This window comes from Caldicellulosiruptor changbaiensis, assembly GCF_003999255.1.
Classification (GTDB): domain Bacteria; phylum Bacillota; class Thermoanaerobacteria; order Caldicellulosiruptorales; family Caldicellulosiruptoraceae; genus Caldicellulosiruptor; species Caldicellulosiruptor changbaiensis.
On sequence record NZ_CP034791.1, the window covers coordinates 64,334 to 87,310 of the forward strand.

At 34.3% G+C, this 22,977-nt stretch carries 19 protein-coding genes and 1 pseudogene; 17 read left to right on the plus strand and 3 right to left on the minus strand.

Annotation, left to right across the window (positions count from 1 at the left end):
* Nucleotides 1–123 precede the first annotated feature (123 nt).
* The 9 genes from ELD05_RS14210 (at nt 124) to ELD05_RS13905 (ending at nt 7,997) form a co-directional block, all read left to right on the plus strand.
* The gene (locus ELD05_RS14210) at nt 124–669 is read left to right on the plus strand and encodes a hypothetical protein (protein WP_241243540.1); all 546 of its coding nucleotides are present in this window, start codon (nt 124–126) and stop codon (nt 667–669) included.
* Between the two features lie 31 nt (nt 670–700).
* Nucleotides 701–1,051, plus strand: coding sequence for a hypothetical protein (locus ELD05_RS00280; RefSeq protein WP_127350865.1), 351 nt, complete (start codon nt 701–703; stop codon nt 1,049–1,051).
* A gap of 114 nt (nt 1,052–1,165) precedes the next feature.
* Nucleotides 1,166–3,649, plus strand: a complete 2,484-nt coding sequence (gene cas10, locus ELD05_RS00285) for a type III-A CRISPR-associated protein Cas10/Csm1 (protein WP_127350866.1) — start codon at nt 1,166–1,168, stop codon at nt 3,647–3,649.
* 31 nt (nt 3,650–3,680) lie between these two features.
* Nucleotides 3,681–4,091, plus strand: a complete 411-nt coding sequence (gene csm2, locus ELD05_RS00290; protein ID WP_011915693.1) for a type III-A CRISPR-associated protein Csm2 — start codon at nt 3,681–3,683, stop codon at nt 4,089–4,091.
* Nucleotides 4,092–4,118: 27 nt separating this feature from the next.
* Nucleotides 4,119–4,931 carry a type III-A CRISPR-associated RAMP protein Csm3 gene (gene csm3, locus ELD05_RS00295; RefSeq protein ID WP_127350867.1) on the plus strand — a complete coding sequence of 271 codons (813 nt, stop codon included), beginning with the start codon at nt 4,119–4,121 and terminating at the stop codon, nt 4,929–4,931.
* Between the two features lie 43 nt (nt 4,932–4,974).
* Complete coding sequence (gene csm4, locus ELD05_RS00300; RefSeq protein WP_127350868.1) at nt 4,975–5,985, plus strand: type III-A CRISPR-associated RAMP protein Csm4; 1,011 nt, start codon at nt 4,975–4,977, stop codon at nt 5,983–5,985.
* Entirely contained in the window at nt 5,975–7,141 is a 1,167-nt protein-coding gene (gene csm5 / locus ELD05_RS00305) for a type III-A CRISPR-associated RAMP protein Csm5 (protein ID WP_127350869.1), read from the plus strand. Before csm4 ends, csm5 begins: the two co-directional genes overlap by 11 nt.
* Nucleotides 7,142–7,158: 17 nt before the next feature.
* Complete coding sequence (locus tag ELD05_RS00310; RefSeq protein ID WP_241243541.1) at nt 7,159–7,761, plus strand: hypothetical protein; 603 nt, start codon at nt 7,159–7,161, stop codon at nt 7,759–7,761.
* A gap of 98 nt (nt 7,762–7,859) precedes the next feature.
* Complete coding sequence (locus tag ELD05_RS13905; RefSeq protein WP_164742550.1) at nt 7,860–7,997, plus strand: hypothetical protein; 138 nt, start codon at nt 7,860–7,862, stop codon at nt 7,995–7,997.
* Nucleotides 7,998–8,077: 80 nt separating this feature from the next.
* On the opposite strand, the gene ELD05_RS00315 is transcribed toward ELD05_RS13905, so the two are convergent.
* Nucleotides 8,078–8,398 (minus strand): hypothetical protein, encoded by a 321-nt coding sequence (locus ELD05_RS00315; protein WP_241243542.1) that lies wholly within the window; start codon nt 8,396–8,398, stop codon nt 8,078–8,080.
* Between the two features lie 130 nt (nt 8,399–8,528).
* Here ELD05_RS00315 and ELD05_RS13910 point away from each other — a divergent pair, with 130 nt between their 5' ends.
* The gene (locus ELD05_RS13910) at nt 8,529–8,798 is read left to right on the plus strand and encodes a hypothetical protein (RefSeq protein WP_164742551.1); all 270 of its coding nucleotides are present in this window, start codon (nt 8,529–8,531) and stop codon (nt 8,796–8,798) included.
* Here the strand turns inward: ELD05_RS13910 and ELD05_RS00320 are convergent.
* Entirely contained in the window at nt 8,728–9,957 is a 1,230-nt protein-coding gene (locus tag ELD05_RS00320) for an IS256 family transposase (RefSeq protein ID WP_127350872.1), read from the minus strand. The genes ELD05_RS13910 and ELD05_RS00320 overlap by 71 nt on opposite strands.
* A gap of 82 nt (nt 9,958–10,039) precedes the next feature.
* On the opposite strand from ELD05_RS00320, the gene ELD05_RS00325 reads away from it, so the two are divergent.
* The 4 genes from ELD05_RS00325 to ELD05_RS00340 all read left to right on the plus strand — a co-directional run bounded on the left by ELD05_RS00325 (nt 10,040) and on the right by ELD05_RS00340 (nt 15,299).
* A complete protein-coding gene (locus ELD05_RS00325; protein ID WP_127350873.1) occupies nt 10,040–11,779 on the plus strand; it encodes a hypothetical protein in 1,740 nt (579 codons plus the stop codon).
* A gap of 75 nt (nt 11,780–11,854) precedes the next feature.
* Nucleotides 11,855–12,628, plus strand: a complete 774-nt coding sequence (locus tag ELD05_RS00330; protein WP_127350874.1) for a hypothetical protein — start codon at nt 11,855–11,857, stop codon at nt 12,626–12,628.
* A gap of 64 nt (nt 12,629–12,692) precedes the next feature.
* Complete coding sequence (locus ELD05_RS00335) at nt 12,693–14,528, plus strand: hypothetical protein (RefSeq protein WP_127350875.1); 1,836 nt, start codon at nt 12,693–12,695, stop codon at nt 14,526–14,528.
* Between the two features lie 105 nt (nt 14,529–14,633).
* A complete protein-coding gene (locus ELD05_RS00340; RefSeq protein ID WP_127350876.1) occupies nt 14,634–15,299 on the plus strand; it encodes a hypothetical protein in 666 nt (221 codons plus the stop codon).
* Nucleotides 15,300–16,112: 813 nt separating this feature from the next.
* On the opposite strand, the pseudogene ELD05_RS00345 reads toward ELD05_RS00340, so the two are convergent.
* Nucleotides 16,113–17,061 (minus strand): annotated as a pseudogene (locus ELD05_RS00345) (transposase).
* A gap of 281 nt (nt 17,062–17,342) precedes the next feature.
* Between ELD05_RS00345 and ELD05_RS00350 the strand changes: the two are divergent.
* The 3 genes from ELD05_RS00350 to ELD05_RS00360 are packed head-to-tail and all read left to right on the plus strand — an operon-like array spanning nt 17,343 to nt 22,977.
* Nucleotides 17,343–19,709: a DarT ssDNA thymidine ADP-ribosyltransferase family protein gene (locus tag ELD05_RS00350; protein ID WP_164742552.1), complete on the plus strand. Its 2,367-nt coding sequence runs from the start codon at nt 17,343–17,345 to the stop codon at nt 19,707–19,709.
* Nucleotides 19,700–20,392, plus strand: coding sequence for a DarT1-associated NADAR antitoxin family protein (locus tag ELD05_RS00355; protein ID WP_127350878.1), 693 nt, complete (start codon nt 19,700–19,702; stop codon nt 20,390–20,392). Before ELD05_RS00350 ends, ELD05_RS00355 begins: the two co-directional genes overlap by 10 nt.
* 35 nt (nt 20,393–20,427) lie before the next feature.
* On the plus strand, nt 20,428–22,977 hold the full coding sequence (locus ELD05_RS00360) for a UvrD-helicase domain-containing protein (protein WP_127350879.1): 2,550 nt from the start codon (nt 20,428–20,430) through the stop codon (nt 22,975–22,977).

A 22,977-nucleotide genomic window follows, 5' to 3' on the forward strand; every position in this document is an offset into this window, starting at 1 on the left:
TTTTTGAACTTTTCAACTACCAAAAAAGGTTATAAAATAAACGCTGGAATGATTTAACTTACAAAGAGACAGAAAAATTTGCCTACTCTAAAAAAATTGTAGAGAAAAAAGGGGGAGTGCAAAATGGGAACAGTTACCTGTTCTGTGCTTGTAGGCACATCTCACCAGAACCACAGTGGAATTATTCCTGAGTATATCTTGAATCTTTGGGAAAATGATAAACCTGCATGGGTGCTAAGAAAAATTTCACAGCGGAACGACTTTGAAGACGACAAAAAGAATACCACAGACAGCACAATTGTCTGGATTCCCACTCTTGAGAACATGTTTGAGGATGCACTTTTGATGATAGGGATATACGTTATTAGAGATAAAAAGTTGGTTGAGCTTGCAGAAAAGTATTTTAAGAAAGACTTGAGCAAGAAGCTTATGCTTTATGGTGATATAGACCAAGAAAACTTAAAAAAACTTTATGAAACTTGTAGAAAAATAACGGCAAATTATAAGATTGTTGTAAGTATCCTGGATTATTCTTCAATTACAAAAGAGAAGCTAAGATGCTTGCAAGATTATTCGATGGATGTTGAGATTTTAAAAACCATTTATAAAAGAGAGTTCAGTGTCTGGGCTAATAGACAAGAAATAAGAGGAAGTCTTGAAGAACTGTAACGAGCAATTTCTAAAGAAAGGAGAATAAAACATGATATGGGACCCTCATTTAGAAAACTATCTTTCACAAGCCTCAGAAGTAGAAAAAGTAGAAATTACTGAGCAAATAGAAGGGATTTTCCTGCAAGCAAAAGAAGAGAACCTGCCGTTTATAAACTATCCTTTCAGGCTTATTGGCAGAGATAAAGCAACAGGTGAGATATTGTTTTCTGTGAACTTCGAAAAATCCTTTATGGGCTTCGCGTTTATTGGTGCACATGTAAAAAATGCCCATATCAATTTTGGCACAGCAAATGGAATATCCGATTATAATGATTTCAAGAAAAAAGCTCTTGATTGTGCAAGGATAATTATTAAAGATAATTTGTTTGAACTTAAGTAAAGTTTTTGCCTGTAAATCTTTTCTTCAAAGATATTTTGTTGTATAATGGTATAAAGTGTATTGTTATTACTGAATCTGTCGAATACACAACAAAAAAGAAGGTGGGCAAGAAAGATGATTTTTTACAATGCTCATCAAAGAGAAGAAGATAAATACTTTGACTATACTCTTTTTCTTGGCGCAATCTTGCATGATATAGGCAAATTTTATATGAGAACAGAAGAGAGTGAGGCTAAAAAGAACATCTCAAAAGAATATGAAGTGTTTTACAGGGAAGAAGGAAAGCGTGCTCCACGTCATCAGGAATGGAGTGCGTTTTTTGTCGAACATTTTTTGCCAGAAAGTTTAAAAACGGTCACATCTCTTGTTTTGTATCATCACAGGCCATCTTCATACCAGCAGCTTTTGATAAGCGTTGCTGACAAGATTTCGGCAAAAGTTGACAGAAAAGACTTAAGCGACGAAGAAGCAGCAGATGACAAGTCAAAGTACTTGATCTCTGTTTTGTCCCAAATAAGCCTTGATGAAAAAAAGGGAAATACGAAAACTCCTTATTATAAGCTTCTGAAAAAAAGGTATGAAGTTGAACCACCTTCTAGTAGTTTCAATACAAATGCAAAAGAGGACTATCAAAGCCTATGGGCAGAGTTTTCAAAAAAAATAAATACTTTGAAAAATGGCTTTGGAAGCTCATTTGACTTAGAAGATTTTGCAACTGCCATTTACAACTTGCTTAGAATTTACACATACAACATTCCATCTGCTTTTTACTATTCGCAGCCTGACATATCCCTTTGGGCGCACAGCAAATCAACTGCTGCAATTGCATTTTGTCTGGACAGGCAGCTGAAAAAAGAGTTTTCCCAGGAAAATGAAAGAGTAAGAGTTTTGGAGGCAATCAACACAAAGCTTTTGCCTGGGAATGAATCTGCGATAAAAAAGGGTGACTATCCGTACTTTTGCCTTGTGAAAGGCGATGTTTCCGGAATTCAGGAATTTGTTTTTGACACAAAGATGGACGGAGCTTTGAAGGCTCTCAAGGCAAAGTCATTTTACATCTCATTTTTGCTTGACACCATTGCAAGATACATCCTCAAAGAAGAAAAAATGCCAATCTGCAACCTCATATACAACGGTGGAGGGCACTTTTACCTTCTGATGCCGGGGTATTTTATGAGGAAACTTTCGCAATATCAGCAAAAAATCGACAAAATTCTCTTTTCTGCACACAGAGGGGCTCTGAGTGTGCTTTTAGAGGCTGCAGAGGTTGATTTGTACGATTTTGCACACAACTTTGGCGACTGTTTTGATAGAGTTTCAAGAAATATTCAGAAAAAGAAGGCTTGCAAGTTCAAGAATGTGCTGGAAGAAACGAAAATGGAATTTTTCGAGCCATGGGAAGATTATGAACAAAAGTGTCCTCACTGTGGAAGAAAGATAGAACCAAAGGAAGATAATCCAGATTTTTGTAGTTTTTGCGAAAGCTTTGTTCAGCTTGGCGATGAGCTTATGAAAAGTTTGTTCATTATTGATTCATGGGGAAAAGAAAAAGAGTTTTCAGAATTTTCTGATATTCACAATGTACTTAAAGCTTTTGGTAGATACGTTCAATTTTCCAATCACTATGAAAGCGTTGCAAACACGCTGATTTTGGACAGAAGCAGGATAGAAGATTTGCAGAGAAAGCAAATGAAAATTGAAAAAGGGCAAAAAGGGCCAAAGTCAGAGTTTGAGAGCGAGTTTTATGAAGACCTTGACATCTCAACCCATGTACCGTTCAAAAATGAAGATGAAAACGTGCTAATGCTCATAGATGACATAGCAGAGTCAGCAAAAGGAATTAAAACATGGGGCATTGTTAGAGGAGATGTTGACAATCTTGGAAGTATTTTTAGAAGTGGTCTTGGGGAAGACAATTCAATTTCAAGAGTGATGACGCTGTCAGAAGAGTTTTCGCTATTCTTTGGTTACTACTTCAACAAGCTAATAAAAAAGCAGAATGGGAATATCATAGTCATCTATGCAGGTGGGGATGACTTTTGCATACTTGGCCAGTGGGATGTTCTTCCACAGACAGCGCATAAGATTTACACAGAATTCAGAAGCTTTTCTTGTTGGAACTCTGATGTCACTCTTTCGATGGGCTTTGAAATAGCGCCAGATAAAAAGTATCCAATTTACAGGGTTGCAATGGTATGTGGCGATCACTTAGAGCAGGCAAAAGAGTATGAAAGGAAAGATGGTAAGAAAAAGGACTGTTTTGCATTTGGTGCAAATTTTGTTGGCTGGGAAGAGTTTGAAGATTTGAAAAAGCTCAAAGAATCGATTGCTGACCTTGTTGGGAACAAGAACGTCTCAAAAGCGCTTATAAACGGCATCTATGCCGTTTGCAGTCTTAAAAAGATGGCAGATGACCAAAGAGAACTTTTCAAGGCATGGCGATTTGTGTATTTCATGGCAAGGCTGAAGGAGAGGTATTCTAAATGTTCAACCGAACTTGAAAGTGTTTTAAACAAAATCATTGATGAAAAGACAAATACTCTTTACAAACACTCTTACTTGGCAGCGCGCTGGGCTGAACTTGAGCTGAGAAGATAAAAATTAATTTTGGGGAGAGGGTGAAGTGGTTATGCCAGCACAGGGTGGTAACAATGCATTGGCTTTGAAAGATGATATTTTGAGCAAGATTGAAACTGCTATTGACCCCGAAAAAGACAAAGATGGCAAGGCTTTTTCAGATGTTGCTGAAAAGACAGGTCAACTTTTAAAGGAGTCAGGCGTCACCATTACTCAGATCAGAAAGTTGTTTACTGAGGTAAAAAGACTTTCTCCAGAAGATGACAATTACAAATACAAATTGAAGCTTTTGAAAGCAAAGCTTGCGTACACCGCAGGTAGATTTAAAAAAATGAAACATTTTCAGGAAATAATCGACAAGGCTCTTCCTGTTGCAGAAAAGAGCCCAGAGGCTCTAAACAGGTTCAAAGACTTTTTTGAAGCAGCTGTTGCATATCACAAATACTTTGGTGGCGACCAATAACAAATCTCAAAAGGGGGATAGTTTGCCATGGATGTAATCTTAAAAGGAAAATACATTATAAAGTGCAAGATCAAAGCTGTAACAGGTCTTCACATTGGTGAGGGCAACAACAGCATTGAGATAGGCGGAATTGACAATGCAGTTGTGAAAGATGCAGAAGGCAAGCCTTACATTCCAGGTTCTTCTCTCAAGGGTAAGATGAGATCTCTTATGGAGTTTGCAGAGGGCAAAGTAAAAGATGATCTGATGGTTGTAGCAGTTAAGAAAGGTGACAAACCAGAGATATGCATTCACATGTGCGATGACAAAGAATGTCCAGTTTGTGGACTTTTTGGTCGAAACCATGGTAAGCATGTTACCAAAAAAGAATTTTTGAAAGATCCTAAGGCAGAAGGAAGAGATTTTTCTGACGCAGTCATCCCCACGAGGCTCATTGTTCGCGATGCAAAGCTGATAGAAAGCTCTATCACAGATGAGATGAAAGAGAACCTTGACCTTGAGTGGACAGAAGTAAAGTTTGAGAACAACATAGACAGAATAACCTCAAAGGCAAATCCAAGACAGAGCGAAAGAGTCCCTGCAGGCGCTGAATTTTCAGCAGAGTTTGTTGTCAACAGGTACGAGGTTGACGGAAGCGATGATGGTGAGAAGTACTTAAGTAAGTTCATCAAAGCAATGAAGCTTTTAGAAGATGATTACTTGGGAGGTCAAGGTTCAAGAGGAAACGGTAAAGTTAAGTTTGTGGATATAGAAATATTTTACAAAGATTCAAGCGACTATGAAAAAGACAGTAACGACCTAAAACCAATTGCAACTGCACCGAGCCTGGACCAGCTTTAAACTTGCAACAAAGTAGAATTTGTTATTTAAAAAGGTGATAAAGATGGGCAAAGGCAAATTGTACAGGGTATTAATGCACTTTACCACACCTCTTCACATCGGCGAAAAGGAAAAGATATACAATATAACCCAGACGTTTGCGCATTCAGACATGCTGATGTCGGGGATAATAAACGCATATTCACTATTGTACGGCAACAGTAGTACAAACCAGCTGGTGGAGAGTTTTTTGCAGAAAAGTCTGCCTTTTGAGATTTCTTCTACGATGCCATATGTCGGCAATGAATTTTTTGTACCAAAACCGATTGGGTTGCACCTTCATCTTTACAAGGATAGAGGCATAATTGAGGTTGAAAAGGACAAGGAAATCAAAAAGGTGAAATTCATAAGAGAAAAAGATTTGCTCAGCAATTTCCCAGGAAAATACAGAGTAGCAGGGAGCTTCTTGCAGCCCAAAGATATGCTTCACAAATTTGGTGATAGCGAAAAAGCACCATCCTTGGGAAAAATTAAAGAAAGGGCAAGGGTTTCAATAGACAGGCTAAGTTCTTCCTCAAACATATACTATTTTTCTCACTTTGAGTTCAAAGACAATGCGGGACTGTGGTTTTATCTCAGAATAAACGACCAGAGCTTGGAAGACAAGGTCAAAGCAGCAATAAGACTTTTGGGCGATGAAGGACTTGGCGGCGATAGAACCTGCGGGCTTGGCAGCTTTAAAGTTAACTTTGAAGAATGTAGCATGCCAGAAGAAAATGACAGGACAAAATATTACATGAGTCTGTCACTTGTAAATCCTCAAAGTGAAGATGAGATAAAAAGTGCGCTGTATTATGAAATTTTGACGCGAAGCGGCTACATCTACTCAAAGGCAGGGCTTGGCATAAAGAGAAAAGCTGTACGAGCATTTGCAGAAGGGACTGTATTTTCAGGAAAAGTTTGCGGCAGGGTGGTTGATGTAACACCTCAGAACTTTTCTCAGCACAGGGTATATTGTTTTGGGCTTGCGTTTTTGGTTCCCCTGCCGGAAGGGGTGATGATGATTGGCAACTGAATGTTTTGAAAGCAGGGTATATGAGATAGAAGTTTTGACCCCAACTATAATTGGCGGGCAGGACAAGATCCAGAGCTTTGAGTTTGTAAAAGATGGCGACTGCTTGTATTTTATAAACTTTGACAGGCTATTTGAAGAAAATCTTTTCAAAGAAAGCTTTATTGATGAGCTTTCGCGCGGACTTTCAGGAAACCTCAAAGATTTCAACATCCGCAATGTCATGACAAAATACAACATAGATTTTAGGCGATTCTCAAAGTACAAGCTAAAGCTTGAGGGGGTTCAAAAGCTTTCAAGAGAAATTGTGCCTTTTGTCAAGAGCGCAGGCAGGTTTTATATTCCAGGGTCGTCATTCAAAGGTGCGATAAGGTCTTTTGTGACAAAGGCGCTCAAGAAGGATTTAATAAAACACTATGAAGATTGCCTGAACCAAAAAGGTAAGGTTGACCCGCAGCATCTTAGCAGCAACGCAGATAAGAAAGTATTTTCATCACCGAACGAATCACCCTTTAAGTACCTTCAGATAAGCGATAGCAGTTTTGTAAATCCAGATGATGTAGCAGTTTTTGAGATAAAAGTTATGAACATCTGTGACGGTCAGGTTAAGTGGTTTGCAGGGGTGAAAGAGGGAAAAACAAACAACGTAGATAAGCCAGAACAATCTTCTTCGATCGTTGCAGAGGGGATAAAGCCTGGGGTTAAGATTTTTGGCAGCATGAAGGTTGAGAAGGACTTTGTTGATGGGAACGAGGTTGTAAGTGGACTTAAAGAGAAAATTGGTATAAATGTGTTGGCAGCTTCTCCTGCAGAGTTTTTAGCAGAGGTTATGAGGGCTGTTGTCAAAGATTACATTCAAAGAGAGATAAATTTCTACAGCAAATACAATCAAGCTCAGATTGTCTCAGAGTACCATAAGCTTTTGAATATTTTGAACTCTCTTGAACAAAACCAGTTTTTAATTCAGATAGGATTTTCAACAGGGTATTTGTCAAAGACTGTGGGGATATTTTTTACAAAGACTCACTTTGAGAAGTTAAAGATGATTGACCAAAAATCTAGGATATATCCTGATCTTTTCCCAAAGACAAGAAGGATAATCTTCAAAAACGGGCAAGTTTACACAGTCCCCGGCTGGATAAAGATAACCATTAGATGATGGGCTGTGATGAAAAAATGGCAAAATACTTTACATTTCATTTCTGGGCAAGGGAGGATGGCGTATTTTTGCCATCCTCTTATTACTCTAAGGTATATGAAGCTTTGAAAAGTCTTCTTGCTACAGAGCAGTTTACAATCTCACCCATTAAAACAAAAAACAAGAAAGAAGTTGAAGATGGTATATGGGTGTTCGAAGATTTTAGAATATACCTTGCCACACCTTTTTTAGAGCTTGTCACACAGAACATATTAAAGATTTATGAAAATTTAAATGCTTTGTTTGATGGTATTTACTTGAAGAGAATTTCATGCAGGACCCAGCAACCAAAGACAATTGGAAATTTGTTAAGTGGAGTGTTTGCTCAAAAAGACGGTGCTTGCTTAGAATATGACAGGCAGCCAGAGATTTTTTCAGAGATGCTAAGAAGACAGCTTTTGAGCATCTACTACCAAAGGTTTGGAGCATATCCAGAAGACCAGAGATTTTTCTTTGTAATAAAAGATGGTCTGAAGAAACAGCATTTGATTGAATCGAGAATTGAGTATTTTGGCAAGTATGAAATTTTTGCCTCAAGAGAACTTCTTGAGATGTTCTGCCAGATGTTTTGCATTAAATAGGTTCAGATTAATTTTTTTCGCATAAAAATTGACTTTTTTAAGTTTTTTATAGGGGGTAAATTATAAGTAGAAGAAAAGTTGTTGTGAGGTGAGAAGCGATGTCAGTAAGTTCTCTTCTTGGCGCTTCAATAATGATGAATGGAATTGTGGAGGGCTTGAAAGTCTTTGCAGCTGTTGTTATTCTGGGTTTTGTTATAAAAGGGCTTTGGCAGGGCTTTAAAAAGGCACTTGCTTGAAAATTAAATGTTTTGTTATGTTACACAAAGATTGTAAAAAGAGGCAGTTCCATTATTTTGGGACTGTCTCTTTTTTATCCTCAATTCAAAAGCTCTTTTCTCAATTTCTTTATCTCCTCAATATCAAGTTCAGTTAGCTCTGCTATTTCCTCATCTTTTGCACCTTTTTGTATCATCTTCTTAGCTATTTTAACTTGGCTTTCACGAATACCTTGCTGCAATCCTTGCTGTAGTCCTTGCTGCAATCCAAGGTTGAAGTCTTTTGTTTTTGCCTCATCAAGAAGTCTTGCTACATTGGAGGCAAAATCCCCCATCTTTTCGGCACTCCCTTGTTTGACTTTCTCTATTACTCTCTCATACTCTTTTCTCTGTTTTTCCAATCTTAAAAATTCAATCTCCAAATGACAGTCAGTAAACTTCCTCTTTCCTCAATCCCCAAAGGGTAGGCTACAAACTAATGCTACTTTTAAGCTTATAAAAGCCTTTAGAAGCGGTTTCAATCCCCAAAGGGGAGGCTACAAACCTAATGGTTTGCCAAACGGAGCAACATTACCAGTTGCATTTGAAGAGGCTTATAATGCAGGGTGTAGAGACATAAGAGTTTTAAGAATGTCTGGTTCTCCTGCAAAGGCTGTTATTGAGGGAGAAGAGAAAGTAACAACTGTTAGTAAGATTTATGAGGAAGTTTTGGGATTTGTAAAAGGTAATGCTGAAACAGTATTGAGACTTGTCAAGAATTTTGTGTTTCCATTTCATAGCGCATATTGTAGAGCTGTAATATATTGTAACTACATTTTTTAAGAATAGGTATTCCGTTTTTCCACTTGCCTCGACGCAAGTTTTCTCTTTGTAAGTAAATGTTTATTTCTAAAATTTCTACAGATTGGAAATAACCGCCTGAGTTTATTCTTATTTTTTCAATTATACTGTTAACACTTTCTACTGCATTGGTAGTATAGATATGCTTTCTTAAATCTTCAGGATACTTCATATGTGCAAGATAGAACTCTGCTTTTTCGCAAATACCCTTTATGAATCTGGGGTATTTTGAGGAATAATGATTACAAAGTTCTTTAAACTTTAAAACTGCTTCATCGAAGTCAGAAGAGGAAGTTCTTAATTTATCAAGTTCTTTGTTGAAAACGGAAGCGTCATCTTTTGCTATATGTTTTCTAACGTTGCGTTGAAGGTGAACAAAACATAGTTGATGGTGGGCAAGGGGATAAGCGAGTCTAACAGCATCGATTATACCTGGGAAATCATCGCTTACGACTATTAAGACTTTTTTAAGACCTCTTGTAATTAAGTCGTCAAAGACTCTCATCCAATCGGCTTTGTTTTCTTTGCCGAAGAAAGTGTAGATACCGAAGATATCTTTTTTGCCTTCTAAATCAATGCCAAGCACGACATAGCAAGTAGCTTGTTTAACTTTTGAGTTATCTTTAATTTCGCAATGGTAACCGTCAATGATGAGAGCAAAAGTATTTTCAGGAAGTTCTCTTTGTTTGAAAAGTTGAAGCTCGTTTTTAAGATCGCTTTTGATTTTTTCGATTTCGTCTTCAGAATAAGGCAGATTCGTACTTTTAAGAGTTTGGACAAGAGAACTTTCTGAGTAACCGTTGGCAACTAAAGACATAAGCAGGTCAGTGTATGAGCTGTCAACCCTTTTGTAGCGGTCAGGGAGAATAGAAGGTCGAAAGTTACCAGAACGTGTACGAGGAACAGAAATTTCAAGACTTCCAACAGGTGTTGCAAGTTTTCTGTCATAAAAGCCATTGCCCTTATCGTTTTCGTTTTTAGCAAGGTAAACAGTTCTTTCTGATAACATAAAGCAATCGAGCAAGTTTTCTAAAAGCTGTTTTAGAGCTGGGCGAGTAGGATCATCCTTGGAGCAATACATATTTAGCACTTGTTCGATAGCCATATTTTTAGCGGTCTCAAAAATTTCATTTTTCTCCATAATCGTGAACCCTCTTTGATGATTATTTCAATACTAATTATACAGTGGACACAATTTTATTTTAACTCCCACAGTATTTAAGTTGAGCAACTCTAACATTATAGTTGATAGTGTTGAAGTATATGCTGATGGTACAAAGCTTGATACAACAGCGTATACAGTTGATACAACAAACAACACTGTAACACTTTTGGAGAATAAGACAAAGGGTGGAGCTTTGATTACAATTAAGTATAAATATACAACAACAGATAGCTCAGGAGCTACTGTGACACTTTCTGTCACAGAGAATGGGTATGTTGATTCAACTACAGGACAGTTTGTTGATTTTGTAGCAACACCACAGGATACAGAGTTTACATTAACATATGTACCTGATGCAACAGCATTTACACTTTACATTGATGGTGCAACGGCACCAACAGGAACATATACAGTTGATGCTCAGAATAAGAAAGTAGTTGTAAAAGGCGGATATTTTAATCTTAATGCAAAAGCAGAGGCAAGGTATTACTATCATGTGCAAGAAGTAACAAGACCAACAATTGAGCTTACTACAAAGTATGGTGGATATATCTATAACAGGTGCAAAGTAAAAGTAGATGTTGTTAAAAATCAAGCTGGTGAGGTTATTGGTAAGGTAGTTATTATTGACAAACCTCTTTCAAAGAAAGCATCTGCTAGTGAATTACCACTTACATATTCAACAGTAGATTATCCAACATTTAGTCTTTTAGTAAGAGCTATTAATAATGACCCAAGGAATGATTTTGTAGAGGCTGTAACAGAATATGAGAATGAACCATCTACAAGCATTGCATTAATGCCAGAGACAAACTTTGAAGGTGGAGACGATGGACTTAACCTTTCAAAGGAAGAAATATTCAAAATACTCTCTGGTGAAAGAGACGAAAATGGTTACCTTGTAAAAGAAGGTATTTATCATCAACTTGAAAACTATCAGGTTGATTATGTAGTTCCGCTTGGAGTATATGCTGATGATGAGCTTTTGGACAAGAATGCTAACTTTGCATACGAACTTGCGATGTGTTGTGCTAATATGTCAATAAGAGGTAAATATACAGTAGGTGTTATTGCAACAAGATCACCGCTCAAAGCAGGGCTTGCAGATATCAACGAATATGCTAATAAACTTGCTAACCTTGATACAGCTTGTTATGTAAAAGACAAAGAAGGTAATATTATCAAAGATGCAGATGGTAACCCTGTTGACATTGGTAAATTCCTAATCATTGTTGGTGGACCAGATTTAATACTCAAGAATACAAGGTTTGGAGTGTATACAGCTAACTCACCAGCAGTGCTTGCTGGTATGATGTCTGCATTACCAGCTGGAGCATCACCAACAAACAAGAAGGTTGAAGGAGTACTTGGACTCAGATTCCAGTTCTCTAATGCTCAAAGAGACAAGATACTTGGTAATAGAATAGTTGTTTACAAGCAGAAACCAAACGGAGATATTGTAGTAGAAGATGGTGTAACGGCTGCAAGACCTACATCTGACTATACAAGAATTTCAACTATCAAGTCTGTAAAAGAAGCAGTAGACGCAATTTATGAGGTAACAGAACCATTCATAGGTCAACCTAATACTGTTGCTAACAGAAATGCAATGTCAGTTGCTATTTCAAAGAGACTTGGTCAAATGAAAGAAGCTGGTATTATTAATGATTACAAGTTCAATATCATATCAACACTTTATGACCAATTACTTGGTAATGTTAAGATAGAACTTACAATAGTACCTGCATTCGAAATCAGGTCTATTACAACAATAGTATCCTTGAAACCAACTCTGTAATGAGTCCAATTTTAATAGGGTACTGGGCATAAAAGCCTAGTACCCAACTTTAAAACTTTAAGGAGGAGAAAGATAATGGCAACAACAAAACAGGATTATTTAAGGACATATACATCATTCAGTGGTGCTGATATACTGGTTTCGTTTGGGCCAAAAGTAATAGGTGAGCTTCAATCAATTTCATGGGGTATTGAAAGAGAGAAAGCTCCTGTGTATACATTGGGTTCTCCAAATCCAAGATCTTTTTCAAGAGGTAAAAGAGGAATAGCAGGTAAAATGACATTTGCTGTATTTGACTATGATGCATTAAGGAAAGCTTTAGTAGAAGATACAAATGTATGGAATCAGATAGCTCCATATGCAATGTTTACAGCTGCGCCAAATGCTACTCAATCAGTAAATACTGAATATGAAAAAGTTGCGCTTGAAATGTCGTTGTGGAATGCGAAGGCATCTGATGTTAACAACTCTTCAGCTGGATCTGCGTTTGGGCCAACAGGAACAAATTCCAAGACTGGTACGATAGATTTACCGGAAGGTGCATCGATAAATGTTCCACCTGGATTTGAAATTTTAAAGGCAGAGAATATAATCTATGCTGATATGATACCGCCGTTTGATGTAACAATCACGTTTGCAAATGAATATGGTCAAGCAGCGTTTATGAAGATTTATGACTGTGAAATTTTGAATGAAGCATCTGGCGTATCAGTTGACACAATTGTTATGGAAAGAGACTTGACGTATGTTGCAAGAAGAATTTCTCCAATCATGAAAGGTGTTTACACACGAGAAGCTAAAGATGATTATACTTTAATTACTCCTAAACCTGTTGTTGAAGGGATATGACTAAAGCGGGTGTTAAAGCCCGCTTTTACTTTTTTCGGAATCTGGGTATAATTAAAGATAGGAGGTGTTGCTAGTGAAAAAGAAGATAAGTATTATTATCGTTTTAACCTTATTACTTGTAAATGTTGTTGTATTTGCAGTTGATACGAATTTCACTCCTATTATAAAACCGACACCTTTTGTAATGGAATATATTTGTGGTGGACTTGGAAAATGTGTAGATGGTCCATTATCAAAATCATCATTTATTTATCCAACAGCTATATTTAACGATGAGAATAGTAATAGTATATATGTAGGAGATGCTTTTCTGATAAGGAAAATTTCGAATGGACAAGTTGAAACCATTTTTAACTTCAAGAATTCAAGTAATTTGAAGAATGTTTTATATAATTCGATTTATAATCATGCAAGATTTGGAGTTGAATATGATAGAATAGACCCAAAATATTTCCAGAAATATCTTGATAATCCATCATTAATAGAAAAGACTGTTAAATATTCGATAAACAATATGCGTATTAACAGTTTATTTTTAACAGGTAATAAGTTATATGTGTACTTTACGATTGTTGAACCTGTATACAGTGTTTCATTTTATTATGACGTGAAACGAAGAAGTTATGCCATGGTTGATATAGTATATGAAATTAATTTGAAAACCAAAGAAGAAAAGATGGTTTTGAGTAAAGGTGATAATCACTATTTTGATTTTGCATTTTTTGAAGAAAAACCCAGACTTGACGATAATGGAAACATAGTGACAAAGTATGATGATAAACTATTTGTAATGAGAGATGATGTAAAGTATATCAATGGGGTACCTTATGGATACATGTACAAACCTTCAACCTTGTTTTATCCAAAGTTTATGAAATATAACGATAGATTTCTATATATTGGAAAATTGCTTATTGATACTCAAACAAATGAAGTTTTTGATACAGATTTAAACAAAGTTGTCATGGCTAAAGATATACTTTCAAAGGCGGACTTTTATACTATAGGATATAATGACAAAGCCGGAGATTATCTAGTTAACAATTCTATTATCACATATTCAATAGGAGCAATTAAGAAGGTAATACCGAAATCGAAGTATATAAACAATAGTACGTTAAGTAACAATCTTAGTACTTTTGATATTCATGGTTGGATTTTTTCACCCAATAGATATGCAACTGGCAATATTCTTCCTGTAATAGATCAGAAGTATGGAAGGGTATATAATTTTCTTTACGACAGTGATTATGGTGGTATAGGAATATTTAGACTTGACAAGGATAGTATGGATACATTTTTTGATTTAACAAGAGACGATAATCCTGTACTGGCAGTTGATGGTCATTTGTTTCCAGTATTTCATGAAGTAGTTTACTGGCTTAATGCACCAGAAGGAGAGATAAGGGAGGTAAAAGGTAAGAAACCTGTTGGTGGATTAAGGGATGTGTTTGTGAACAAGGATGAAAGTATGTACATTATAGATTTTGCAGGTCAGATATTCAAGATATATCCTAAGGTTAAGTTTGGATCTCAGAACAAGAAATTGGTAGTTAGAAGTTCGAATGTTGATTTTATTTTCAGGAAGATGGGAACGCTTGGTGAGATATCGGACTACATTCTACAGAACAACCAACCTTGTATTGAGGTAAAGGAACTTGAAAGGATGTTTGGTTTGACAATTACAACTTCAAAAGATGGGACAGTAACAATAGAAAATCCCTACGTAATGGAAAGTTATTCTGTCAAGGCCGATATAGTGAAAGGTAGTAAGCATTATGTAAACTACAAAAAAGTTGAGAAGGCTATAAATGAAACTGTTACAAACAAGCAATACTGGATGTTTAGTTATGATGAGTACAACAATGTTTTGTCTATTGCTACAGTATATGTTGAGTAAATCCAGTAAAATAGCAACGTGACCACTGCGGTTTTATGACCGTAGTGGTCTTTATTTTTTGTCATAAATCTCATGTATATACATAGTTGAGGTGGGAAGTAAACAATGTTTGTGAAGGATGCATATGTAGGAACGCAGAGTAAAACAACATCATCCACCAAAAAAACAAGCTACAAGTCTAACATATATGAGGTTGAGCGAAAGTATATATCATTTTCTGGTACGGATGCTGTTGCATTTATACAGTTTCCAAATACAGAGCCATTTGTGATAGGACAAGTACAGGGTATAGAATATGCTATTTACAGAGAGAAGATACCTGTAAGAACACTGGGTAGGATATCACCAAAGGGTGTAGCACGTGGTGGAGTTACGATTGCAGGAAGTATCTACTGGGCACTGTTGAAGGAAAACCTGGTAGAGGATATACGAAAAAGGGTTGAATATCTTGTTGATATTCCTAACTTAAGAGCTGATGAATTACCACCGTTTGACCTGTTTATTTTCTTTGCCAATGAATATGGAGCAACAGCTTATATGGTTATTTATGGTATTGATATAGTCGATGCTCATCAGACGTTAATGATAACCAATGTACTCACTGAGAATGTATGGACATTTATGACAAGGGAGATAGAAGAAGTTAAAGCTGGAACAAAAGCAAGTGGATTTGGTAGTCCAAGTTTCAATCTCCAAAGGGGAGGCTACAAACCATCCATGACATCTTTAAAATCAAAATTGATATCCTCAACAAACTTCACTATCACATAACCTCCCTGAAACTATTTTCTTTTGATCCAATCTATCAATTCTTTAATACCAGATATTAACCCACCTATCATACCAGCTATAAAAGCACCAGCAAAAATGATTAATACAGCTAATAATGGATTCAAATTAATCACCTACTTCCCTCATTATTGTATATATTCTGATTAATATTTAAATCTACCATGTTAAGATTTAGTCTGTTACGGTTTCGATCCCCAAAGGGGAGGCTACAAACTCAGGGTTTGAGTTATCAGGGTTTGAGTTGCTTCTGTTTCGATCCCCAAAGGGGAGGCTACAAACTCTTTTATCACTTCGCTTTTTTGATGAAAGCCATCAAGTTTCGATCCCCAAAGGGGAGGCTACAAACAGTTTGAAAAGCTTGATTTTATTATATCGACTTTGTGCACCTCTGTCAATGTTTTTATTTTAATACATTCCCTCAAAATCAACACAAACTAAGGTGCATCAAAGAAAAGAAGCCTTTTAACCCTTTCCGTCTATCCAGCTGCTGCCAGCAAACCATTAAAACCTATGTCCCACATACATGAAACCGAATACAAATCAGCTTTTAAAAATTTTGCACCGGAGGTCGACGGAAGTGACTTTTGGTCAAAATTAATATATAGTCGTAAAATTAACGTATTATGTGCATAATCATAAAATAAGCACACGTTGTTTTTCAGCAGGAAGAAATATATTTAAATTACACCTGTTGAAGATATTTAGATGTTATATTGTTAACAATAATAACTAATTATAACTATATTTAAGTTGTTGAATAAATAATTATACCATTAATGTTATTATATAGGATTACAAATTATTCCACGTGTATTTAAAAGAAAATTTACAGTTTTCAATTTTTTGAATATAGACCTCTATCAAATAAGTAATCATTATCCAGTCTACATGCTTCTTATATGTTCTAAAACCTCTTAACCTTACTTGTTCTAAATTGTATTCTCCTTTTAATTTCCCAAATAATCTTTCTATTTTTGTCCTTTGCTTATATAACCTTTGTCCTTCTTCACTTCTTAAAAATTCTATATTTTTTATCCTCAAAATATTTTTTACATTACTGAAATCCTTACTATTTCTCTTATTTACCGCCGCTACAAACTTTATCTCAAGTCTATCTGCCACCTCAAACCACTTCGCACAATCATAACCTGCATCTGCTAATATCACTTCAGGTCCAAATATCTTAGCTTCATACAAAAGTCCTACTACTTTACTGTCATGGACATTTGCACGTGTCAACCGCCATATTATTGGTATAACCTCATCTCCAATTGTTGCTATTACATGTAATTTATATCCATTGTAAAAACCTAAACTAATACATACTCCTATTCCTGCTTCTTTGTCACCCCTCGAGCTTCTCAAAGGTGTTGAATCTATAGCACAAATTTTTGTCTGCGGATCTATTTCTCTCACTAAAATTCTTGCTATTCCTTCTATATATTCTTCTTCAATTATCTTTGCCCATTTCGAAAAATATGAATGATCGGGGGCTCTTCTCTATCCCTATAGCTTTTTTAAATTCTTCATCTTCGTTTATCTTGTATTCTAATTTTCTGAAGCTGTTTATCTTGTTTTTGACTTTGTAAACAAAACAAGCTACTATATGGCTTAACTTAAACTTCTTTGGTCTTCCTCTTCTACTGCTTTTTATCTTTAATCCCGAGGCTTTTATTACTTTCTCAATTGTCATAAGTATCTTTAAAAATTTTTGATTTTGTGTTTTAATAAAATTAGTCATTGCCATCCTCCTTAGTTAGGTGTTTTTAGTCTTCTCTTACAATAATTTTACCTCAAGGAGGATGGCTTTTTATATATATCTATTTATTGTCTTTTCTGTTAATCAGTTTTATTCAACAAGCTAATAATATACGATAAAAAATTTGGATTTAATGAAATTTTTAAATTAGTTATAGTCTGTCATCGCACAATTAAAAAGTTATAGAACGACAAAACCTGGTCATAAGGCTATTGTATGGGAGTTGGGAAAATATGAAAAAAAGTTCCCCATATGAAAGTCTGATGGAGAGAATTGAAAATATAATTTTACAATCTGAGGAGAATAAAAAAATATGGATTATTTTTTCAGAACAAAGTGAGGAACAATCTTTTTTGGAATTTGCAAAACTAAGCGGAATTGATGATATATCTGCTGGTTCTCTGATAGTATTTTATCTTGATGTTTTGTATAAATATGGAATTAATATAGATCAATTATTTGAAGAACCGCTGGATGATTATTTTGGCAGATGTAAATATACCGTTGATGATAAAGAAATTTCGAAGTTATTTTATGAACAGGATTTTTACAAGAAGCTAAAGCAGTGTTATGGACAGTGGATCAAAGATATTATATCTAATATTAATGAGCTGATAATCAGGAGAGGGTATAACAAAGTAGAAGATGTTTCTATTTCGAAAACAGGTAATATAAAAAGGTTAAAGAAAATAGCTGATAAGGTAAACGAAATAATTTATAATAATATTTCTCTGGAGAATAAAATAAAAGAACTTGAAGAAAGGCTTGGTATTGAAGAAATAGAAAAAGATAAGATTTTTGAAAATATAACAAATCAACAAAATGAGTTGAATGAGATTACGAGAAGGTACGACCAGATCATAAAGAAAAATCAAGTTTTGAAGCAAGAACATGAAAATAGAATTAAAATTTTAGAAGAAAAACGTCAAAGTTTACTAATTGAAAAAGAGAAATTATTTAATAAAAAAACAGAACTGATATTATTGATTACTACGAAAAGAGAAGAGAATGCTATACTCAGGAAAAAATATGAAAGCGAAAAAAGCAAACTTTATTTCAAAAAAGAGATGACAAAATTTTTCGATAATATTACAGGTAATATTGCTTTTTTGAAAAAAATAATTGATGGAGTGAAAACAGGGCAGGCAAAAGATTTTTCAAAGTTGTGTCGGGAAACACTTGACAGGATTTCTGATAATGAAAATCATATAAAAGTGTGGAGTGAAGAGATAAAAAGAATAAAAGAGAGGATTAAAAAAATAGATACTGAATTAGATTTAATTAAAAAAGAATTTGCCAGTGAAAGACTTAGATTTGAAGAAAGTACAAAGGAATATAATTCTATAGCTAATATAATTGAAGAAAAAAAGAAGACAATTGAAGATAAAATCAAAAAAGCAAGAGAAAAGGAGAATTCAATTAACAATATAATAAAAGAAATTAATGAAATTAGAAAAAGACTTTTTACAAGTCAGGAAGTTGAACGCTTGATTGAACTGAGTAATTTACTATTATGTAGCAGTGAAATTTTGGTAAAAGAAGTGTATGATAAAATCAAGATATACATTGAAGAAAATTTTAGAGACCAAATAGATGCTATAAACGTTCTAAAGTTAAAAATTATTAGTCTTTTGTATCTGGTTCTACTTCATTCTGGTAAAATTGAAAATGAGTATATATATTTTTTGGTTGAGGAAGGAATTGAAATTTCAAAATTAGATTATGATTTGTTGAAGGGTCTTCTGGGTAAATATTTTGAAATAGATTACTTTACGTTAAAGCAAAATTATGAGGAATATGAAGATTTTAATTACGACTTATTACAACAGGAAAAAGAGGAAAATAGAAATTTTGAAAATAATGAGCCATCTGATTATATAAATGAATTAAACGATATTGGGGATTTAACAAAAGCTAATAGGTATGAAGGAGAAGAAGAGGAAAAAACTTCATATTTGGAGTTTAGGGATATAAGTGTTGAAGAAAGGAGAATAAGATTAAAAGAATCTGTCGAAGAAAGGAAAATAGAATATCTTGTCCATTTTACTAATTTGAAAAATTTAAAAAGCATAATGACAAATGGAATTATTCCTGTAGGATATCATGATAAATACAAAATTTCTGCTTGCATTAATGATAGCAGCAGATATGATAAATGTTTAGATGCTTCAAGTTTATCAATTAGTTTCCCGAATTATAGAATGTTTTATAAAGTAAGGATAAATAATCCTTCTGAGCGATGGGTAATTATTTTGTTAGATCCAAGTATTATATGGAAAAAAGATTGTGCGTTTAACAGAACCAATGCTGCGAATAATCAAATGAGTTCAACATCTTTGCAGTATAGAAAAACTATACAGGCTTTTAATGATATGTTTGGAGATGAAAAGCTAAGAAAAGAAATTGGGCTGCCTTCTTATTTCACAACAGATCCTCAGGCAGAGGTTTTAGTTTTTGATATTATAGAACCTGAGTATATAAGGAAAATAGTTGTGGAAAAAGAAGAAGACAGGGAATATATATTGAATACATTATCTTTGAATGATGAAATGGTAATTGTTGATGTCAAGTATTTTAGACCAAGGTTTGACTTTAATTATTGGAGAGGAGAGGATTTAATATGGCTGTAAGACCTGTATTTTTGTCAACTGACCCTGAGGAAGAAGAGTTGGTGAAAGTTGTAGATGTTGAATTTGAGTGGTATGCAGGTTTTTCCTTATCACAGAAGCAAAAATGTATTGAATCCCTTCATAAAAATTTTATAAAAGAGTTTGGGTCTAAGAATATTCTGGAGATCTCAACAAAATCAAATAATAAACTTGGTGTTGAACTAAGCGCATTTAATCTTAAAATTTACTATGAGCCACTTAAGAAATTAGTTCCTGTTGAAAATGTGTTTCAGGCAAGTAAAGTTTTTGAAGGAAATGTTCAATATTTAGACCTGTTAGAAAAAACACCAATCGAAGCAAAAAAGGACAGCAGATTAAGAAATAGCGGCAAATTAATTTACTTTAAATATAATGAAACCAAATGGGAATTAGAACCGAAAACATTATTTTATGATTGGCTTTATATAAATGCTTTGTATAATAATAAGGAATTGGCTGAAAAGATTATTAGCTATGAAGCATTTACTGATATAGAGTTCAATCCTGAAAAGTCATACAACTGTCAGGCAAGATCAGCAGCTCTGTACGTTTCGTTTTATAAAAGAAAATTATTTCCTGATATACTGGATGTAGAATTTTATAAAAGTTATGTTAATAAAAATTCTAAAAGGTCTTCTAATCTACAACAGATTTCTTTTGAGTAGTTTGCGGTGAAAATTTAGCAGAGGATGATTTTCAGATGCTCCTTGTAAGAGACCAGATGATGAAAAAGATGAAGAAAGAGAAGAATAAGAAGAAAATACTCAAGATTCTATCTTTTGCCAGGGAAATTCAGCAGATAGGGAAAGAAGAGTTGAGAAATAGTTTGTACATAAGGAAAATAAAAGGATGTAGAGAACCTATCTTTAAGTTTCGTTTGAATACCAATGAAAGAGTTTTGTTTATGTTTGGATCGGATATTGAGGATTTAAGAGAAGAATTCAAAAATGCTATAGTTTTGATAGATTATTGCAATCATGACAGTCAAATTATAAAAGCCAGGAGAATTGAAAGCATCAATGCTAATAAGATAGAAGAAGATTTAAAAATTGAGATGTGGACTTCGGAAGATGAGTTTGATAATGAAATTAATGCTTTATACAAAAACTATAAATTCTGTGTCAATCAAGAGATGAATATAGTAATTTCAGACCAGTTTATGAAGTATCTTATAGAAGATGATAGTGAGGAATATCTTTATTATCTAAATGATGAACAGTATGAATGTCTTAAAAACTCGACATTGGCAACAATTGTAAAGGGAAGTGCTGGTTCAGGCAAGACAACAATTTTGCTACACAAATTAGGAATGCTGGCAGGAGACAAATTAAAGGTAGGGTATTTCACATACACATCCTATCTAAGAGATAGAGCTGAAAATATTTATAGTAAATACTGGAAGTATGATAAAAGCAAGATTTATTTTTACTCTTTAATTGACTTTTTACTCAGGACCACAGGTATAAGCATGGATAGGGTTGTTACTTTGAACAGGTTCAAGCAGTGGTACATGAACACTGTTGGTCGATTTTATAAGTTCCACTATATTGATGTATGGACAGAAATTAAGGGGATAATAAAAGGTTGTATGGGTATAAATTGGATTAGAGACAGGGCAATCCCAGTTGAATTTTTAGATGATCGGATAGCAGAATTTTTTGAAAAAAAGGGATACATAAAAAGGCATTCTGACAGGTGGATATTACATACACAAAAAAGTTTAAATGAGATCAAAGAAGAACTGTACAGAGAAGGGTACAAAGGTGAAAGGGAGATTTTGGTAATAGAAAACTTGAAAAAATATTTTTATCGACTTCATAATTTAATTGATACAGCAAAGTCAGGACTTGATGAAGAATATTATCTTGAATTGCCAGAAGATTATTCTATTTTTTCATATGAAGACCGAAAAGAGATATATCAGATCTACTTGAAATACAATGAATGGTTAAAGGAATCTAACCTGTTTGATGAAGATGATTTAGCTCTCATAGTTATAGAAAAAATAAAGAGAAATGAAATTGAAAAATTCGATTTTTTGCTTGTCGATGAAATTCAAGATTTGAGCGAAGTTGAAATATATGCATTAATTAATCTTGTAAAGAACAAGGAGAATATAATTGCAACAGGAGATGTACATCAAATTATAAATCCTACGTTCTTTAGTTTTGGGAGAGTTGCTAATTATTTTTCTTGCATAGATGTCAACTTCAAAGAATTTTGTCTTAAAAAGAATTACAGAAGTCAAGAGCAGATAGTTGCACTTGCCAACAAAATGTGTGAGTTTAGGAAAAAATATATTGGTGCGCTTTCTGATGACATACTTGAAGTCAGTATAAGAAGCGGGGAAAAACCGTGGATTGTTCCGCTTGATAAAAACAATTTAGAAAAGGCTGTTGAATTTGTCTCTACAACTAAAAGTTCAGTTTTGGTTGTTGAAGATGAAGATACAAAGAATAAGATAGCATCGAAATACAATATTTTAGAAAAAACCTTTACTGTGCATGAGGCAAAGGGATTGGAATTCAATTATGTTATTTGTTTAAATTTGATATCAAAACATGAAGATGTATGGATGGATATACTTTCTGGAGTAGCCAAAAGAATTTCAAAATACAGATACTTTTTTAATTTGTTTTATGTTGCTATTACAAGATGTAAAAGATGGCTAATAATTATGGAAGAAAATCCTTATATTGATATTATTGAGGCTTTAAAGGGATATATATGGTATTCTGATGTTCTTGAAATTGATGAAAAAATGTTGGAAATCAGTTCGATAGAAGAAAGGTATCAGTATGCAAGAATGTTAGAACAAAAAGAAATGCTGAAAGAAGCTATTTCAGCTTATGAAAAACTCGGGAGCGAAAAGGATGTTCTGAGATGTCGAATAAAGCTACAGGCAGAAGCAACAGGATATGAAAAAGCTGGAGATAGACTTTTGGAAATTGAAGAGTTTGAAGAGGCAGCAAAATATTATTTTAAGGCTCTATGCTATGAAAAGATGATAAAGGCAAAAATTCTGGCTGGAAATTATATCAACAGAGAAGACATTTTGAAAGAAGATATGAATGAATATAATATAACATGGCCAGGACTTTTAAGCAAATTTGACGACAGAGAGATTGTTCAATTGTATCATAAATATTTCAGTGGGAAATGCGAAAAAATTAAAAACCTTTTCAATGACATAGATTTTTACATAAACTATTCAGCAGAAATGCTAAAAATAATTGATGGGGGAAAATAA

Bases quoted from the DNA above. Each gene is read 5' to 3' on its own strand.
- ELD05_RS00280 (WP_127350865.1), top strand. From the start codon at position 701: ATGATATGGGACCCTCATTTAGAAAACTATCTTTCACAAGCCTCAGAA.
- ELD05_RS13905 (WP_164742550.1), top strand. From the start codon at position 7,860: ATGTCAGTAAGTTCTCTTCTTGGCGCTTCAATAATGATGAATGGAATT.
- ELD05_RS00355 (WP_127350878.1), top strand. From the start codon at position 19,700: ATGGCTGTAAGACCTGTATTTTTGTCAACTGACCCTGAGGAAGAAGAG.
- csm2 (WP_011915693.1), top strand. From the start codon at position 3,681: ATGCCAGCACAGGGTGGTAACAATGCATTGGCTTTGAAAGATGATATT.
- csm4 (WP_127350868.1), top strand. From the start codon at position 4,975: ATGGGCAAAGGCAAATTGTACAGGGTATTAATGCACTTTACCACACCT.
- ELD05_RS14210 (WP_241243540.1), top strand. From the start codon at position 124: ATGGGAACAGTTACCTGTTCTGTGCTTGTAGGCACATCTCACCAGAAC.
- ELD05_RS00310 (WP_241243541.1), top strand. From the start codon at position 7,159: ATGGCAAAATACTTTACATTTCATTTCTGGGCAAGGGAGGATGGCGTA.
- ELD05_RS00330 (WP_127350874.1), top strand. From the start codon at position 11,855: ATGGCAACAACAAAACAGGATTATTTAAGGACATATACATCATTCAGT.
- cas10 (WP_127350866.1), top strand. From the start codon at position 1,166: ATGATTTTTTACAATGCTCATCAAAGAGAAGAAGATAAATACTTTGAC.
- ELD05_RS00340 (WP_127350876.1), top strand. From the start codon at position 14,634: ATGTTTGTGAAGGATGCATATGTAGGAACGCAGAGTAAAACAACATCA.
- csm3 (WP_127350867.1), top strand. From the start codon at position 4,119: ATGGATGTAATCTTAAAAGGAAAATACATTATAAAGTGCAAGATCAAA.
- ELD05_RS00350 (WP_164742552.1), top strand. From the start codon at position 17,343: ATGGAGAGAATTGAAAATATAATTTTACAATCTGAGGAGAATAAAAAA.
- ELD05_RS00320 (WP_127350872.1), bottom strand. From the start codon at position 9,957: ATGGAGAAAAATGAAATTTTTGAGACCGCTAAAAATATGGCTATCGAA.
- ELD05_RS00360 (WP_127350879.1), top strand. From the start codon at position 20,428: ATGCTCCTTGTAAGAGACCAGATGATGAAAAAGATGAAGAAAGAGAAG.